Annotated in this window: 14 protein-coding genes; 7 read left to right on the top strand and 7 right to left on the bottom strand. The window is 28.3% G+C overall.

The genetic code is table 11. From position 1 onward, the window contains the following. Window positions 1–300: 300 nt before the first annotated feature. On the bottom strand, window positions 301–2277 hold the full coding sequence (locus BM549_RS09995) for a putative porin (RefSeq protein ID WP_290470132.1): 1977 nt from the start codon (window positions 2275–2277) through the stop codon (window positions 301–303). A gap of 135 nt (window positions 2278–2412) precedes the next feature. Between BM549_RS09995 and BM549_RS09990 the strand changes: the two genes are divergently transcribed. From BM549_RS09990 to BM549_RS09975, 4 genes are all read left to right on the top strand, one after another. Continuing rightward, a complete protein-coding gene (locus tag BM549_RS09990; RefSeq protein WP_290470131.1) occupies window positions 2413–3012 on the top strand; it encodes a ribonuclease HII in 600 nt (199 codons plus the stop codon). Between the two features lie 33 nt (window positions 3013–3045). Further along, window positions 3046–5475 carry a ribonuclease HII gene (locus BM549_RS09985; protein WP_290470130.1) on the top strand — a complete coding sequence of 810 codons (2430 nt, stop codon included), beginning with the start codon at window positions 3046–3048 and terminating at the stop codon, window positions 5473–5475. A gap of 135 nt (window positions 5476–5610) precedes the next feature. Continuing rightward, a complete protein-coding gene (locus BM549_RS09980; RefSeq protein WP_290470129.1) occupies window positions 5611–6261 on the top strand; it encodes a hypothetical protein in 651 nt (216 codons plus the stop codon). Continuing rightward, window positions 6242–9028 (top strand): CHAT domain-containing protein, encoded by a 2787-nt coding sequence (locus tag BM549_RS09975; RefSeq protein WP_290470128.1) that lies wholly within the window; start codon window positions 6242–6244, stop codon window positions 9026–9028. The genes BM549_RS09980 and BM549_RS09975 overlap by 20 nt, the downstream gene beginning before the upstream one ends. Here the strand turns inward: BM549_RS09975 and BM549_RS09970 are convergent. Both BM549_RS09970 and BM549_RS09965 read right to left on the bottom strand, forming a co-directional pair. Continuing rightward, entirely contained in the window at window positions 9021–9749 is a 729-nt protein-coding gene (locus BM549_RS09970) for a hypothetical protein (protein WP_290470127.1), read from the bottom strand. The genes BM549_RS09975 and BM549_RS09970 overlap by 8 nt on opposite strands. Window position 9750: 1 nt before the next feature. Further along, window positions 9751–10314: a sigma-70 family RNA polymerase sigma factor gene (locus BM549_RS09965; RefSeq protein ID WP_290470126.1), complete on the bottom strand. Its 564-nt coding sequence runs from the start codon at window positions 10312–10314 to the stop codon at window positions 9751–9753. Window positions 10315–10446: 132 nt separating this feature from the next. Here BM549_RS09965 and BM549_RS09960 point away from each other — a divergent pair, with 132 nt between their 5' ends. The 3 genes from BM549_RS09960 (at window position 10447) to BM549_RS09950 (ending at window position 13136) form a co-directional block, all read left to right on the top strand. Further along, on the top strand, window positions 10447–11271 hold the full coding sequence (locus BM549_RS09960; RefSeq protein WP_290470125.1) for a DUF4412 domain-containing protein: 825 nt from the start codon (window positions 10447–10449) through the stop codon (window positions 11269–11271). Between the two features lie 86 nt (window positions 11272–11357). Next, window positions 11358–11972, top strand: a complete 615-nt coding sequence (locus BM549_RS09955) for a hypothetical protein (RefSeq protein ID WP_290470124.1) — start codon at window positions 11358–11360, stop codon at window positions 11970–11972. Window positions 11973–12086: 114 nt separating this feature from the next. Then, a complete protein-coding gene (locus tag BM549_RS09950; protein WP_290470123.1) occupies window positions 12087–13136 on the top strand; it encodes a nucleoid-associated protein in 1050 nt (349 codons plus the stop codon). 83 nt (window positions 13137–13219) lie between these two features. Here BM549_RS09950 and BM549_RS09945 read toward each other — a convergent pair whose 3' ends face one another. The 4 genes from BM549_RS09945 to BM549_RS09930 all read right to left on the bottom strand — a co-directional run bounded on the left by BM549_RS09945 (window position 13220) and on the right by BM549_RS09930 (window position 16579). Further along, window positions 13220–14689 (bottom strand): cell wall anchor protein, encoded by a 1470-nt coding sequence (locus tag BM549_RS09945; protein WP_290470122.1) that lies wholly within the window; start codon window positions 14687–14689, stop codon window positions 13220–13222. A 175-nt stretch (window positions 14690–14864) separates the two neighbouring features. Continuing rightward, window positions 14865–15569: a lipoyl(octanoyl) transferase LipB gene (lipB, locus tag BM549_RS09940; RefSeq protein ID WP_290470121.1), complete on the bottom strand. Its 705-nt coding sequence runs from the start codon at window positions 15567–15569 to the stop codon at window positions 14865–14867. A gap of 3 nt (window positions 15570–15572) precedes the next feature. After that, window positions 15573–16382 carry a hypothetical protein gene (locus tag BM549_RS09935; RefSeq protein ID WP_290470120.1) on the bottom strand — a complete coding sequence of 270 codons (810 nt, stop codon included), beginning with the start codon at window positions 16380–16382 and terminating at the stop codon, window positions 15573–15575. A gap of 38 nt (window positions 16383–16420) precedes the next feature. Continuing rightward, window positions 16421–16579 (bottom strand): YqaE/Pmp3 family membrane protein, encoded by a 159-nt coding sequence (locus tag BM549_RS09930; RefSeq protein ID WP_013870280.1) that lies wholly within the window; start codon window positions 16577–16579, stop codon window positions 16421–16423. Window positions 16580–16614 lie beyond the last annotated feature (35 nt).

The following is a 16614-nucleotide window of genomic DNA, read 5'->3' as shown; positions in this document are numbered from 1 at the left end:
AACAACCTTCTTAAAAGCTTCTAATCAACACATTATGTACTGGTTTTTTTTGACTTTTATTTCTCACCTTTGTCCTTATTATATATACCCTAATTTTTACCCGTTTTAATACCCTTTATATAACTATAATAAATACCATAACAATAGCCTTAGTTAATACTTCATTTCATAATGCCTTTTCTACCCTTTTATTTGCGTTAGGGATTGATACGGCATCCTTTTTTTTATTTCAAAAAAAAAGATATAGTGGAAAGCCCGACCTTTGGGAACGCCATTTTGAATATTTGTTTAGTAATTGGATTATAAAAAGAAGTTCCAAACTACACCGAAACGAACTGAAAAATCTCTATATGGATTATTGGGCGCTGCAAAATAATCGTAACCTGACCATGCTGCATTAAAATGTTCTGCTTTTAAAAAGATCCTGGTTTGTCGAATTTTTGCATTTACAAAGAAATCTAATCTTGGGTAACCTCCTAATTCTTGTTCATTTTGAGTATAAAATTCTGCTAATAATGGATCGTATGCATCCATATTGTATTTTGAGAAGTAATTAAATGTTATTCCTGTTTGTAAGTACAGTGCTTTTTTAAATAAATGGTTGGCATAGTATAACGTGTTTCGGGTTATAATTTGTGGCACGTTAAATACTTGATTATCGTCTTTTACGTTTTGATACATTATAGTATTGTTTAAGTAAAAATTACGGTATCCTATTTCTTTATTAACTTTTAATCTTAGATAAGTTATTGATTTATCTGATTGAAATGGTTTTACTGTGTTACTTGTTTCGTCCTTTTTAAAATATACGTAATCATTAATCGTAGACGCATCGACAGAAAGGTTTACTAGTTTATTAGATTTTAAGTTAAATAAAAGCTGCTGTGTTTTAATATTATTGAAGTTAGTTTTCCAGTTATAGTTTATATAATCACTTTGGTATAGCTGTTGATTGTAATTTGGAGCTTTTGAATTATTATTTATTTGGGCTGATATTTCTATATCACTATTTATATTGTAACTGGTTTTTACTGTTATATGGTTACCACTAAAATCGCCGCTAACATTTGCTCCTAAATCTCCCTGTAGTCTAAAACCTCCAAGTTGTTTTTGATACTTACCTCCTACTGCAAAAATATCTCCCTTTAATCTATTTGGAATGGTTTGATTGTTTAATACTATAATTTTATTGTAACCATAATTGTAATTTGTATGAGAGGCATTTAATTGTATATCTCCTAAAGTGTTATTCCCGTAGTTTAATTGTAATTGATTACTAAACTCTTCTAAGGTTACTTTGTCTTTAAGGTTTGTAGTTCTATATGCATCTCCAAAAAATTCATCTTCTTCTCTTGTTTGATCGTACATGTAAAACTTGTCTTCAAGATTCATAACATGAGCAACGCTTAATGTGTTGTTTGCTGTAGAATCTTTTTTTGATATTAAATTAAACGACTGATTTAAATAGAAACGTTTCCCTTCTAGTATGTTTTCGGCGTTTTCAAAATTAACTTCAAGTACACCACGGTTTTTAAACTCATCTTCTCCAGACATAAAAAATGCTACACTTTCATCTGTTAAACCTCCATTTTCTTGGTTTAATAAATCTTGAGCAACAAAGTGTGCGTTTACCACATACCTACTATTTTTAGTTTTGTAGCTTACCGTTGATCTAAAATTACCTGTACTTGTAAGTAGGTTTTGGTATTTACCTAAGGATCTTAAACCTTTATAAGCTATTGAAAGGTTTAACTGTTTTGAAACATTTGTAGTAAAAAAAGCGTCTAATAATTGTCCTTGCTCGAAAGCAGATTTATAAAACAACTCTGTTAATGGTGTTGGTACATGGTAATAGTTAATATCATCAATTTCCATATAATTAAAATGTCTTGCTCTCGCTCCAAATTTTGGCATTAATGACGACTCTTTAAAATCGTAACTTAATGTATTATAGGTTTGACCTAAATTTGAAAAAGGCATTAGATTAAAATTATCTTTACGCAAATAATTGTATTTATATTCTTTAATTATACTTTGCGTTGTATCTACATAAGTAGTGTCACGAAGATGAGAAATTATAAGATAGTCTGTTATTTTAGCTTCCTTATTTTTAATGTTTTTATTGCTCGTGCTTTTGCTTGAGCCTTGAGAAAGAGAATCGTTTAAAATTAAACCATCGTCTGATACTTTAACTTTCTTTTTTACTGGTTGTAAAACTTGGGCAGTTACTATTGTACTACTTAACAATAAAAAAAGAGTTAATATTATTTTATTCATTAATTCATTATATTTTTAGGCTTTCAAATTAAAAGCTTTGCCAAAAATATGAAATATCTCTGTGGTAATTCATATTATATAAATAATCGCATAAATACAGCTAATATTATATACCATTTGTTAAGATACACCTAAATGCTTAAATTTAATTATTCTTCTTTTGAATTTGAATGCGGTACAGATGAAGCCGGACGCGGCTGCCTTGCTGGACCTGTAACAGCGGCTGCTGTTATTTTACCCAAAAAATTTAAAAACAATATATTAAACGACTCTAAAAAACTTTCTAAAGGTAAACGGGATCTTTTAAAACCTATTATAGAAAACGAAGCGATTTGTTATGCTTTTACTCATGTTTATGAAAATGAGATTGATGAAGTAAACATTTTAAATGCTTCAATTTTAGCTATGCAACGTTCTATTTTAGAATTAAACCCTAAACCTGAGTTTATAATTGTTGATGGTAACAGGTTTAAGCCTTTAAACAATATTCCTTTTGAAACTATTATTAAAGGTGATAGTAAATATTTAAGTATAGCTGCGGCTTCTGTTTTAGCTAAAACATATCGTGATGCATATATGTTAAAAATTCACGAAGAATTTCCTATGTATAATTGGAAAAAAAATAAAGGCTACCCAACTAAGGAGCACAGAGAAGCAATTAGAAAATATGGCATCACCAAATATCACAGAAAATCTTTTAGATTATTGCCAGAACAATTAAAGCTAGAATTATAGAATTAATTACTTTTACAAAAACCCTCAATTTTAATGAAAAATTTTTGCTTTTTAGCTTTCCTTTTAGTGATAACAATTAGTTGCTCAACGCAAAAAGAAGATGCTTCTCTTTATGATTTTATACCAGAAAAAGCATCGGTTGTTATGAGTATTAATAATACCGAAGCTTTAAAAAGTAGTATTAAAAACAGTACTTTTATTAATACACTAACAAAATCTAAAATTTATAATACGCTTGAAAATAAACTTTCGTGTCTTGATTATATAAAAACAGACAACCCTATTTTAATTTCTTTTGTAAAAAACAATAAAGACAGTTTAGATTTTGTTCTCTCTACTAGGTTTACAAAAAATTTGATTCAAATAGATTCTCTACCAAACCATCTATCTGAAAGCTTAAAAATAAATAACCTTCCTGGAAAAAAACTAACTTATAAAAGCAATGTTGTTTATACTGTTGTTAAAGATAGTATTGCTATTGCGGCTTCAAACCTTGATGTTTTAAAAACCACATTAAATAAAAAAAGCACACCTGAAGAGATTAATAAAATTACAAAAACGTTTAATAACAAAAAGGCTGTTTCGGTTTTAATACATAATAAAAAAGAAAGTATAATTAATTCTGTATTTAATTCTGAAAACTTAAATTTTAAAAACTTTACAGATTATACCGCTTTTGATGCAGATATTTCTCAAGATCAATTAATACTTAACGGTATTACCAAAGCAAGCGATTCTACTAAACTTATTAATATTTTTAAAAACACAATTCCGCAGGAAAACCAAATTTCGCATATTGCACCTAATAATTGTGATGGTTTTTTAAGTGTAACTTTTAATGCATTTTCTACTTTTAAAAACAATTTAAATTTATATAATGCAAAAAAAGACAGTACTAAAACAAATGCGCTTTTTAATAATATTGTAGAGTTTGGCGTAATTTACCAAGGCAACAATAAAAGTGTAGTTTTAAATTCTTTAGATATTATTGCTACAAAAGAAGCATTAATTAGTGAAGAAAATAAAGTTGAAGATTATAGGCAAATACCTATATATAGTTTTAGTAAACCAGATTTATTTGAAAACACCTTATATCCTTTTGTAGATTTTAGCACTGCAAATCTATATTGTATTATAGACCAGTTTTTAATTTTTGGGAATTCTAAAGAAGATTTAGAAAATATTATTGCCAATTATTTAAATGAAACCACATTAAAGTCTAGAGATTATTACACAAGTACAACACAACATTTAAGTACAGCCTCATCAATTCTTCATGTTTTAAATCCAAATTCTTTAAAAGATGTTTTAGATGTTAACCTAGACACATATATTGATGCCAACTTAAAACAATACAAAACGTCTGCTATTCAATTTATTTACGACACTAATTTTGCTCACCTAAACGCTGTAATTAAAAAAAGTAAAGCTAAAGCGGAAAGCGGTACAGTTACAGAGTTATTAAATATCAAACTCGATGCACCAATATTAAATAATCCTCAATTTGTAACTAATCACCGTACAAAACAAAAAGAAATTGTAGTACAAGACATAAAAAACAAACTATACCTTATATCTAATACTGGAAATATACTTTGGAAAAAACAGCTTAAAGGTCCCATTTTAGGAAAAATTGAACAAATAGACTCTTATAAAAACGGAAGATTACAACTAGTATTCGCAACTCCTAACCGTGTATATTTATTAGACAGAACAGGTAAAGATGTTACCGGTTTTCCTTTAAAATTTAATGATAAAATTACACAGCCACTTTCGGTTTTCGATTATGATAAAAATAAAAAATACCGCCTTTTTGTAACTCAAGGCAAAAACGTATTACTTTATAATGGTAAAGGTAAAACTGTAAAAGGTTTTAAATTTTCTAAAGCTAAAGACATTATTAATACACAACCACAACACATACGTATTAATAATAAAGATTACATTATTATAAAAACAAATAAAAAACTACATATATTAAGTAGACGTGGTCAAACTAGAATTAAAACAAACACTAAATTTAATTATTCAAATTCACCAGTATATAGTTTTGAAAGTGGTTTTGCAACCGTTAGTAAAGATGGAAGCTTAGTACAAATAAATACAAAAGGAAAAGTAAGCACAAGTAAATTACTTGGCGAAAACTCTAAATTAGTTACCACAACAAAAACGCTAGTTGCACAAAAAGAAAACAAATTAAAAATTAAAACCAATACGTTAGATTTAGATTTTGGAAACTACACCAAGCCAAAACTATTTTATATTAATAATAAAATATATGTATCTGTAACAGACCTGCAATCTCAAAAAGTACTTTTATTTGATAGCCAAGCAAAACCTATTGCCAACTTTCCTGTATATGGAAAGTCTACAATAGATTTAGATAACATAGATAAAGACAATAATTTAGAATTTATTACAAAAGGTGATAGTGATAGCATTTTATTGTACGAAATAAACTAACAAACCAACTACACATAAAAACTTACTAATCAAACATTTAAAACAACATTTTACACAGATTCTTAAATAAATACATATAAATTGTTAACTTTACTTAGTCCCTTAGCATTAATTGTTATTAAACCAAAAACAAAAATGATGAGAACTAAATTTTTAATATTAGCTGTAATATGTGTTTTTACTTTTTCTTGTAAAAATGATGATGACCAAGATAATCAAGATCAAAACGCAGAAGATTTTGCTATCACAAATGAAAATAATTACTACGAAGGAGACTTATATAGACTATATCTAGACGCACAAATTGAAATAACAAATAATGAAATAATTTCATTAGAAGAACAATTAGAGCAAGACCCTAACAATGTAGAATTACAAAACATGCTTGATGCAGCTAATACAGAATTAGATGAATTAGAAAACGCAGAGAGTAATCAAATTGCTATTGAAGCAACCTTACTTGGTGTACCAAGAGTTCCTAGAATTCCTCCTGTACCACCTATGCCTTGTACAGCTGGAGCTTGTATTCCTAATATATTAAACTACTTTACTATCTCTAGTGAGATATTGAATATTACAATTGTATTTCGAGACATGCAAACTGAAGAAGAAATCGTTACACTTCAAACAAACGAATTTACTTCTTTGAATGATTTCGATAATATAATTTCGGTGTCAACCATAGATTTTAATGGTTTTACTGGAGATTTTATTGCAGATATTCAACGTACTGATGCAAATAATCAAGTAACAAATTATTCTGTTAGTGGCTATATTTATCAATAAAGCATATTATAAAAATTTTACAAAATTAATTGTAGTACAAATCTATTTTTGTACTCTAATTTTAAATGCCCAAAATCCAGATTATTTAAGTAATCTGGATTTTTATTTTAATAAAACAAATGAACATTATTATGTAAATAAAGATTCAGCATATTTCTACTTTAACAAAATAGAGAAAATAGCCTCACAAAATGATGATGTTATAAGTTTATTAGATGGGCTAATTAGCGAAAATTGGTGTGCAAATTACCATTATGATTTGGCAGTTATTAGTAATAATCTTGTGGCACTAGACTCTATTGTAAACCTTTATAAAAAACAAATAGATACATTACCTCTAAAAAGTTATTATTTAAATACCATAAACTATACAAAAGGCTTAAATAATTATGAGTTAAAAAAATATGATAGTGCACTTGAGACATTTAAAAAATTAGTTTCAAATATTGAAACTCAACCCAATTTTAACAAAATTAACCATGTGCTTGGTTTATATGTTGGCGCTAATAACTTTATTGGAAAAATGTACAGTGATGAAGGCAAGTATGAATTAGCAAAAACATTTCATAATAAAAACTTGAGAGTTTTAAATGCAAATCCTGAAAGTAATATAGAATTTTTAAATACTACTTATGTACTTATTTCTGATGTATATAAGAAAGAAGAAAATTACAAGCTATCTAATTTAACCTTGCAAAAAGTTTTAGATTATTACATAAATGTTACCAAAAACAGTAATCGCATTGTTTCTTCATACCAAAACATAATAGATAACCACATAAATTTAAAACAAACAGATAGCGCCTATTTTTATTTAAGAGAAATGAAAGTAAACTTAACCAAAAATCATCCTTTTTGGTACAGGTATTACATTGCTAAATCTAATATTAATAAAGCAACAAAAAATTACGATGAAGCATTAGTTGCCTTAAATAAAGCACTTAAATTAGTTAAAACAAAGTGGAATAACCAACCTCACAACGATGTCGCTATAATATATAATAAACTTGGCGATTTGTATAGTGAAATTAAAAACCCCAATAAAGCGATTGCTAATTACAACCAGGCAATTTATCAATTTAGTAAAGACACTTTAAACTCAACAATAAATCAAACCACGCTTTTTAAATCTTTAAAATCTAAAGCCAATATTTTAAATCACACTAAAGCTTTAGATTCTGTTATTGCAACCACAAACAAAGCACTTTTTGTTTTAGAACAGTTAAAACCAAGCTTTAAAAACAATACAGATAAGCTATTTTTAATAGACAATGCTTTTCCTGTTTTTGAGTCTGGATTAAATGCACTTTACAACTTATATAACAAAACAAATAACACAAAATTTATTGATGATGCTTTTGCTTACGCAGAAAAAAGCAAAAGCATTTTACTAATTGAAGCATTATTAAATACAAAAGCAACAGCCTATGCTAACATACCTCAAAATATTATTGAGCAAGAACAGTTTTTAAAATCAAGAATAACTTATTTAGAAAAAAAAATAATAACCAAAAGTACAGATGCGTTAGAAGACGAATTATTTAGTACAAAATCACAATACCGTAATTTAATTTTAGATTTAGAATCTAATTATAAAAATTATTACGATTTAAAATATAATACTGCTGTAGTTTCGGCTAAACAACTTCAAAACACTTTAAAAAAAGACGAAATTTTTATTTCATATTTCTATGGTTCACAAGCCATATATGCTATTGGTATTAGCAAAAACAAAAAAAATATTTTAAAATTTCCTATAAATACCTCTTTTTACAAAAACCTTATTGCATTTCAAAAAAATATAAGCAACCCAAAATCAAATTTAGAAACCGTCGCACAACAGTCTCATGATCTATATCTAAAATTAATTGCACCTTTATTACAAGAGCATAATGCACAAAAAATAATAATTGCTGCAGATGGTTTTTTAAATTACATTCCTTTTTCGGCATTAAATACCTCAAAAACAAACATTAATTACCTAATTGAAGATTATGCAATTAGCTATGTAAATTCTGCTACACTACTATCGCAACTACAAGAAAATCAAAAAATAAATAATAAAATAATAGCTTTTGCTCCTACGTTTAAGTTTGAAGACAATAAGTTACTACCGCTACCTAATAATAAAAATGAAGTTGAAGCAATTTTAAAACATATAAAAGGAGAAGCATTTACAGGACACCAAGCCAGTTTAAATAATTTTACCAATAACAGTTTAAACTACGGAGTGATACATATGGCAACACATGCTATTTTTAATGATAATAATCCAGAATATTCTTTTTTAGCCTTTTCACCAAAACCACAATCTGAAAATTTACTTTATACAAAAGACTTGTATAACCTTAAATTAAATGCAAATTTAGTTACCTTAAGTGCTTGCGATAGTGGTATTGGAGAACTTAAACGCGGTGAAGGTTTGCTTAGTTTGGCACGTGGATTCTATTTTAGTGGCGCCAAAAGTATTACAAGTACGCTTTGGAAAATTAACGATGCTTCTGCATCTATACTAATGAATGATTTTTACTTTTCGCTCTCTAAAAACAAAGCAAAACCTAAAGCCTTGCAAAATGCACAAGTGAATTTTATAAATAATAATAGAGATAATGCACTATCTCATCCTTATTATTGGTCTGGTTTTGTTATTTCTGGAAATACTAAACCAATTTCTACATCAAATTACTTTTGGATATGGATTATTGGCTCTTTAATATTTATAATCGCTTTGGCTCTTTTTTACTTTAAAAATAAAAAAGCTAATTAAGTCTCTTTAAAAGTGCTTCAGTTTTTACTTTATTATAATTATAATCTGCTTTTAAAATTTTTAAATATTTTAAAGCTTCATTTTTATCTTCCTCTTTTAGTGCTATCATTGCTAAGTACCAGTACGATTCTGCTTTAAACGGTTTACCTTCAGTAATTATAGATTTAAAAATTGCTTTAGACTTTTCTATATCTCCTATTTTTAAATATGCTTGTGCTTTATAAAAAATATGATATGGTTTTTTAACAGCAACTGGTAAATTTTCAAAAAGCGTTATAGCATTTTCAAAATCTTGGGCTTCGTAAGCTACAAATGCACGTCGTTCTGGAGAATCTATAGTATCGCTTCTTGTAATTGCATATTCTGTATTTGGGTATTCTTGATAATTTGCATTGTATAAGTCTTCGTAATTCACACCAAAAAAAGATTGATACCCAAACCAACTCACACCTAATAATATTATTATAGATGCAGCAATACGCCAATTAAAACTTTTACTTTTTTGTTTATTATCACGAGTTACAATTTCGGTTTCAAAGTCCCGAAGTTTTGCTTTTAACTCGCTATTTTCTTTGTGCTTTATTACACGTTTTAAATTATTTTCGAATTCAAATTGAGCTTTAAACTCAGCATCTGTTTCTAATAATTTTTTAAACTGCTCTGTTTCAGTTTTACTTAAACTATTAGAGAAATAGCGATATAGTAAGTCGTCGTTAGTCATTTTATTTGCTATTAATTCGTTCTTTTAGGGTTTTCATGCAACGTGATTTAGTGCTTTTAATCACATTTTCGCTATTATAATTACCTAGTTCTAAAATATCTTTTATAGTAAAACCTCGGTAATAAAATAACTTTAACAACTCTTGACATTGTTTACCTAAACTCGAAAAATGTGTATATAACAATTCTTGCTCGCGTGTTAATGTATTTTCTTCAATTTCTATAGTTTGGATAATTTCATCTTCGGCTCTAACAACAGCGAGATCAAAATCGGGACCTACTTTTTTGTTGTTTTTTTTCATTTTATCGAAGATTAAATATTTACCAACACTAAATAAATAGGTAGAAATACTACTTGTAAACTTTTCAACTTTACCAGTCATTATATTATCGTAAAAAATAACATACGCATCTTGGTAAATATCAATTACATCATCTTGAGGTAAATTATAGCGTTTAGCAAAATTTAAAAACTTATCTCTGTTATTTTCATACACTTGCCTCAATGCTTTTTGAGAGCCGTTTTTTAGTTCTTCAAGAGTAATATCTACTTGTTGCTTTACCATTTAGTGTATTAATTGAAAAAAAGTTAACACTTACAAAGCTAATTTAAGTGTTTTTAAATGAAATTTATAAAATATGTTAACCTTTTAAAATAGAAGCCATTAAGATTGTAAACCACTAAAAATTTTACAATCATGAATCTTTACAAAACGCTATTAATAATTTTCACAATTAGTTTGGCTGCACCAACCGAAGCTCAAATTTGGAAAAAACTAACCAAAAAAGCAGAAAAAGCTGTAGAACGTACTTTAGAAAAAAAAGTTGAAGAAAAAGCTGAACGCGAAACAGACAAGGCTTTCGATTCTACATTTAATAATGCTTCTAAAGGAAAAAAAGGCAGTATTCCTTTTAGTTCTTCTGGAATGAGTGTGACTCCAGAGCGTACTTATAGTTTTTCACATAAATATGTGTTAGAAATGACAAGCGATAAAAAATCTACAGAAATAATCTACTACTTAAATACACATGGTGATTATACTGGTTCAACAATTCCAGGCGCATCTAACAGTAACTTAATAAACGTTTTAGATGCAAAAAGAAAAACCATATTTATGTTTATGGAAAACAATGGTTCTAAACAAGTTATGTCTATGAAAATGGATATAGATTTTGAAACCATGGCAGATGATGCTGCTACTAATACAGAATACACAATAAAACCAACAGGTAAAACAAAAACAATTTTAGGCTACAATGCAATAGAGTATGAAACTAAAGGAAAAGATATGTATGGTACTTTATGGATTACAAATGATGTAACTGTTAGTTTATATAAAGCATTAGCATCACAAAAAACAAAATTAAAAAATCAATGGATTAAAAACATTAATGGTTTAATGCTAGAAATGACCATAACAGATACTTCTAAAAGAAAACCTAAAACAATAACAATGACATGTAAGGCATTAAAAAAACAGAACCTAACCATAGAAAGCTCACAATACAAAAAGCTTTTTTAAAAAAAGTTTTACAAGATGTCAACCTAGATAAAAAATTACCATTAAACAATAAACACACTATTAATCACAATTATAAATTTAATATTATGAAACTTACAAAAACAATTCACAAACATTTTTACATTACAAAAATCATTAGCAAATCGACAATTTTAAAAGCTAAATATTTTTTATTAGCACTATTAGTAGCCTTTACTTTCTCTTGTTCTACAGAAGATGGAAAAGATGGTGAACAAGGACCACAAGGTGAACAAGGTATAGCTGGTATTGATGGAAATGCAAATGTGCAAACAATAACTTTTGACGCCAGCTCTTTTTCTGGCTCTTTTAGCTCGGTAAGCATACCTCAACTTACGCAAGATGTTTTACAAAATGATGTAGTAATTAGTTATTTAACTGATAGTGATAATTATTGGGTACCTATACCTTGTCCTTATGAATCTATTGGTTTTGATTTTGCTGTACATGTAATTCTTTATGAAGGCGGACTCGACCTAGACTACCTAGATGCTTCAAATTCTACTTACTCTATTTCTGCAGGCGATTTACAAAGTCTTAAAGTTGTTATTATAGAATCTACAAGTACAACAACAGGAAAAAACACTAATGGAAAACAACAAATTTACAATGAGCTTGCTCAAGCAGGAATAGATATAAAAGACTATTACGCTGTATGCGATTATTATGGTATTGCATACTAAACAATTTTGCCCTAAACTTTAAAACCGAAGGTATAAGTCTTCGGTTTTTTTATTCCTTTTTTCTAAGAGAATGTTTACTATTGTATTTTAGAATAAAAACTTCAATTGATTAAGATGATTACACGTAAAAACGCAAGCATTTCAAAATTTATAATTCATAAAGTAGGCAATAAACATAACGATACTAAAAATGCTTTTTCAGATCAAGAAGTTCATTTCGACGAAGAAAGTTACGAGCTTATGTTACCATTTTTACTTAGACCATTTGGTAGTGTTGTACAAAGCTACCGATTTAATCACCACGCTAATGTGGAGTTAAATGAAATTAATGCTTACGCTAAAAGTATATTTAATGATGATGAAGCCTTTGTAGAAACTTCAAAAAACATAGTAAAACACTTATATGAGCAAAGCGACTCTGCCCAAATAAAAACTGGAGATGTGTTAGTAGCTGTTTTTGAAGGTATAGAGTTTAAAGACATGACTACTAATGCTATTGGAATTTTTAAAATTGAAAATAAAATTAATTTCTTTCAAACATATTTAGAAAATAATAGTTATGATGTTTTAGTACAAAAAGGAATTTCCAGCAAAAAAGTAGATAAAGGTTGCCTAATCTTAAACCAAACCGATATGGAAGGTAACATTGTTTTAAGTGTAGATAATAACAGTTACGATACTCAATATTGGTTAAATAAGTTTTTAAACATTAAATACGCAGACGACATGAATAATCACACACATAACTATTTAGATATGTGTAGTGAATTTTCTACCGAGATTTTAAAAACCAGTTACGGTGAGCAAGAACGCAACATTTTTTTAGCAAAAACTATAGATTATTTTAAAGAGAATGAAATAATAAATGTAGAAAACTTTAAAGAAGAAATTTTTACCGAAGAAAAGCACATACGTTTATTTGAAGATTTTAAAAAAGAATACGAAAGTGAACAAAATGTTTTATTACGTAACCAGTTTGATTTAGCTGAAGCTGTTGTAAAAAAGGACAAAAAGAAAATTAAAACCGATATTAAACTTGATACCAACATACAAATTAAACTAGATATTGATGCGCCAGATGCAGCACAAGAATATTTAGAACGTGGTTATGACGAAGATAAAAAAATGCATTATTATAAAGTATTTTTTAATGCTGAAGGTTAATTAAAACTATGCTTAACAAAAAAAGGCATTAAAAAATATAAAATTTTTAATGCCTTTTTTTTAAACACATAATTATTTAAAACCTAGCGAATAACCATATTTAAAGACGCTATATAAACATTAGATCCAGATCCAGAGTCTCTTTCTGTCCACATTTCTACAAAATCTCCAGGCGCTAATTCAACAGTACCAACTACAGCTACAGCACCAATATCAAAATTACCACCAATTTCTCTAGCAGTGGCTGTTTCTAATAACGGAGAAGCAACAGTATCACCATTATTTCCTTTTGCCACATAAAATAATAATACATCGTTATTTGCAACACCTCTAAAAGATATACTTGCGGTTACTGTAAAATACCTTGTTCTTTTTCCCTCGTAAACCAATCTATTCTCTCCATCCTCGCTAAACCTAAATAAATTATTTGTAGATGTATTACCAGAAATTTTCACTGGTATTCCTGAGCCCGAATAATTTGTATTTGCTCCTGTTCCTGTATTAAAACTCAAGTTATAATCACCAATAGCATTATTGTCTGTCTCTTGAGGTATGCCTTGACAATCTACATCCCAAGAATTAGTAAAATTATATCCACTATAAGCTCCCGATGTATAAGGCACTACTCTGTCACCATCACCCGTAAAATTAATACCTGTTAACGAAGCAGATGTTCCAATGGTTGGGTCTAGGCTAACATCAATACCAAATTCACCAGTGTCTATTGCTGCTCGACCATTTGCTATTTGTAAATTTTGAAATGTGCCACTAAGGTTTAAAAATGTTCCAGTATTACTCTCTGTCCAAAATACCTTATTAATAAACAAAGAGTATATATTTGATAAGTTAAAACCATTATTAGTATTAACAACTTGAAGTACTTCAAAAAAAGCAACTGAAAAATTACTTAATGTGCCCAAACTTGATGCATTAGTTATAATAATACTGTACCCTACTATAGATTGAGAAGCGTCACTAGTTATATTAAATATATCATTTCCGCCACCATTAATTAATAAATCTTTTAATCTACCGCCATTCATACCAGAAAACAATGCACCACCAGAGTTATTAACTAAAACATCTTCTCCTGTATCTCTACCTATTAAATTAGCACCGTTTAAATCTATAGTATAATCAAAGGTAACTGTCCCGTTAATTTCATATAGATAGTCTGTATTTAATAAATATTTAGTGCCACCACCAGCAGTTAATTCATCTGCTAGGTCTGTTATATTTTTAACTATTTTATAATTATCTCTAATAGGCTGCGCTGTTGCTGTATTAGCTAATACTTTAACCCACGTTGTACTATCCCAATAATAAAAAGAGGCTTCTGTAATATCGTAAACTAATAGTCCTTCTGCTGGTGTAGTAATATTTATCCTTTCTGTAGATGTCATTCTAGGTGTTAATAAACCTTGTGTTGTAGATGTAATATCTAAAATTGAAGACGTATCTGGTGTTGTTGTGCCAATACCTACTTGAGATATTGATTTTATTGTATAGAAAAAGAATACAATAAAAGCTAAGAAGGTTACTTTTCTGTTCATTTTTGTAAGTTTAGGGGATTACAAAAATAAGATTTACTAAAAGATTAAAACGCAAATAAAACCGATAAAAGACATTTAATCATTGATAAAGAGCGTATTAAATTAGAGTTTAAGAAAAGTATTACAGAAAATTTATTTATAATTATTCTTTTGTTTTAAAAATTAATAGGTTACACTAAATTTTTACTATTTGGGCTTCAAATAAGGTAGTAAAATGTTTTAAAAGCTTTGCTTTAACTTCTGCTTCATCAACTTCTTTTTTTCCTAATTCAACATTAAGTGATGTTACTGCTTTACCACGAATACCACACGGTATAATATTATCAAAATAGCCTAAGTTAGCATTTACATTAAGTGCAAAACCATGCATAGTTACCCAACGACTAGCGCGAACTCCCATTGCACAAATTTTACGAGCAAATGGTGTGCCTACATCTAACCAAACACCTGTTTCTCCTGGAGAACGTTCGGCTTTTAAACCGTATTCAGCAAGAGTTAATATTATCATTTCTTCTAAAAAACGTAAATATTTATGTATGTCTGTAAAAAAATTATCTAAGTCTAAAATTGGATAGCCTACAATTTGTCCTGGTCCATGATACGTAATATCACCACCACGATTTATTTTATAAAATGTAGCGCCTTTGTCTTTTAATTGCTGTTCGTCAAGCAACAAGTTAGACATATCACCACTTTTACCTAAGGTATAGACATGTGGATGCTCTACAAATAAAAAATAATTGTTTGTATCTAATCCAGCGTCTTCTCTTCTATTTTTAATTTTTGTATCTAAAATACCTTTAAATAACACTTCTTGATAATCCCAAGTTTCTTTAAAGTCTTTAGTACCTAAATCTTGTAATTGTATATTTTTATTCAAAATTTAATCTTGTAATGTAACAGTTAAATTAGTTTCTTTTGGCGACTTTATCATCTCCATAAAATTCATTTTTAAACTAACTGTTTTTTTGTTGTTACTTATTTTAGCATTCTTATTTGAAACAGATTTTATTTGCTTTGGAAAATTATATACTAATGTATAAGACATTTCTTCAAATACACTTTTCATGCTTCCCATTTCATTCATTTCATTATTTAAAGCATCTATTTCTTCTTGAGAAGGTTCGTTTATTTCTTCTTTAAAAAAGCGCTTAAACGTTTTTCCGTCGTAAGTAAAGCCTACTTTCTCAAGCATGTTCTCGCTAGATTTCGCAAAGGCACTTTCGCTCATTTTACTAGCTTGTGCATTTTCTTTATTGCTTAATTTCTTAGCTTTTTCTATATTTTTTAAAGCTTGAGGTAATGTTTCTAAGCTTTTAAATGTAGACCCAAAACCAAAATTAAATAAATCTTCTTCTTCATTCATTTTAATTTTAATTACAACATCTTTCATTGCTTTAATTTCCTCTTGCTTTTCTGGTGATAACTTTGCAATACTATCTGCTTTTTCTGCTAACATGTCTTTAAAATAAAAAACACTATCAATAGCTTTTTTCTCCTTTTTAGTATCGTCTTCTTTTTTTGTATTATCGCCCATGCCCATTTCTTTTAAAGACTCCATTACTTGAGACATGTCGTAATTCATAATAAATTCTCCAGAGCCATCTTCATTAAAAGTTATTTCTTCTGTAAAATTACAACTGGTTAAAAATAAAACCATAAGACATGCGAAAAGGAAAGTAATTTTTTTCATATAAATAAAGCGATTAAGTTATACTGCAAAGATACAATTTATCTTTCAGGATTATTTAAAATTACTAAGGCAGCAATAACGCCTGGAACCCAGCCACAAAGCCATAATAAAAAAGTGATAATAATAGAGCCACAACCTTTATCTATAACGGCTAAAGGCGGACAAATAACAGAAAGAATTACTCTCCAAATACTCATAATTTGATTTAATTTTTATACCGAAAAAGTTTCAG

Source organism: Lacinutrix sp. MedPE-SW, assembly GCF_001874145.1.
Classification (GTDB): domain Bacteria; phylum Bacteroidota; class Bacteroidia; order Flavobacteriales; family Flavobacteriaceae; genus Lacinutrix.
The sequence above is the reverse complement of the archived record's forward strand: the minus strand, read 5'-3'. Positions and strand labels throughout refer to the sequence as shown.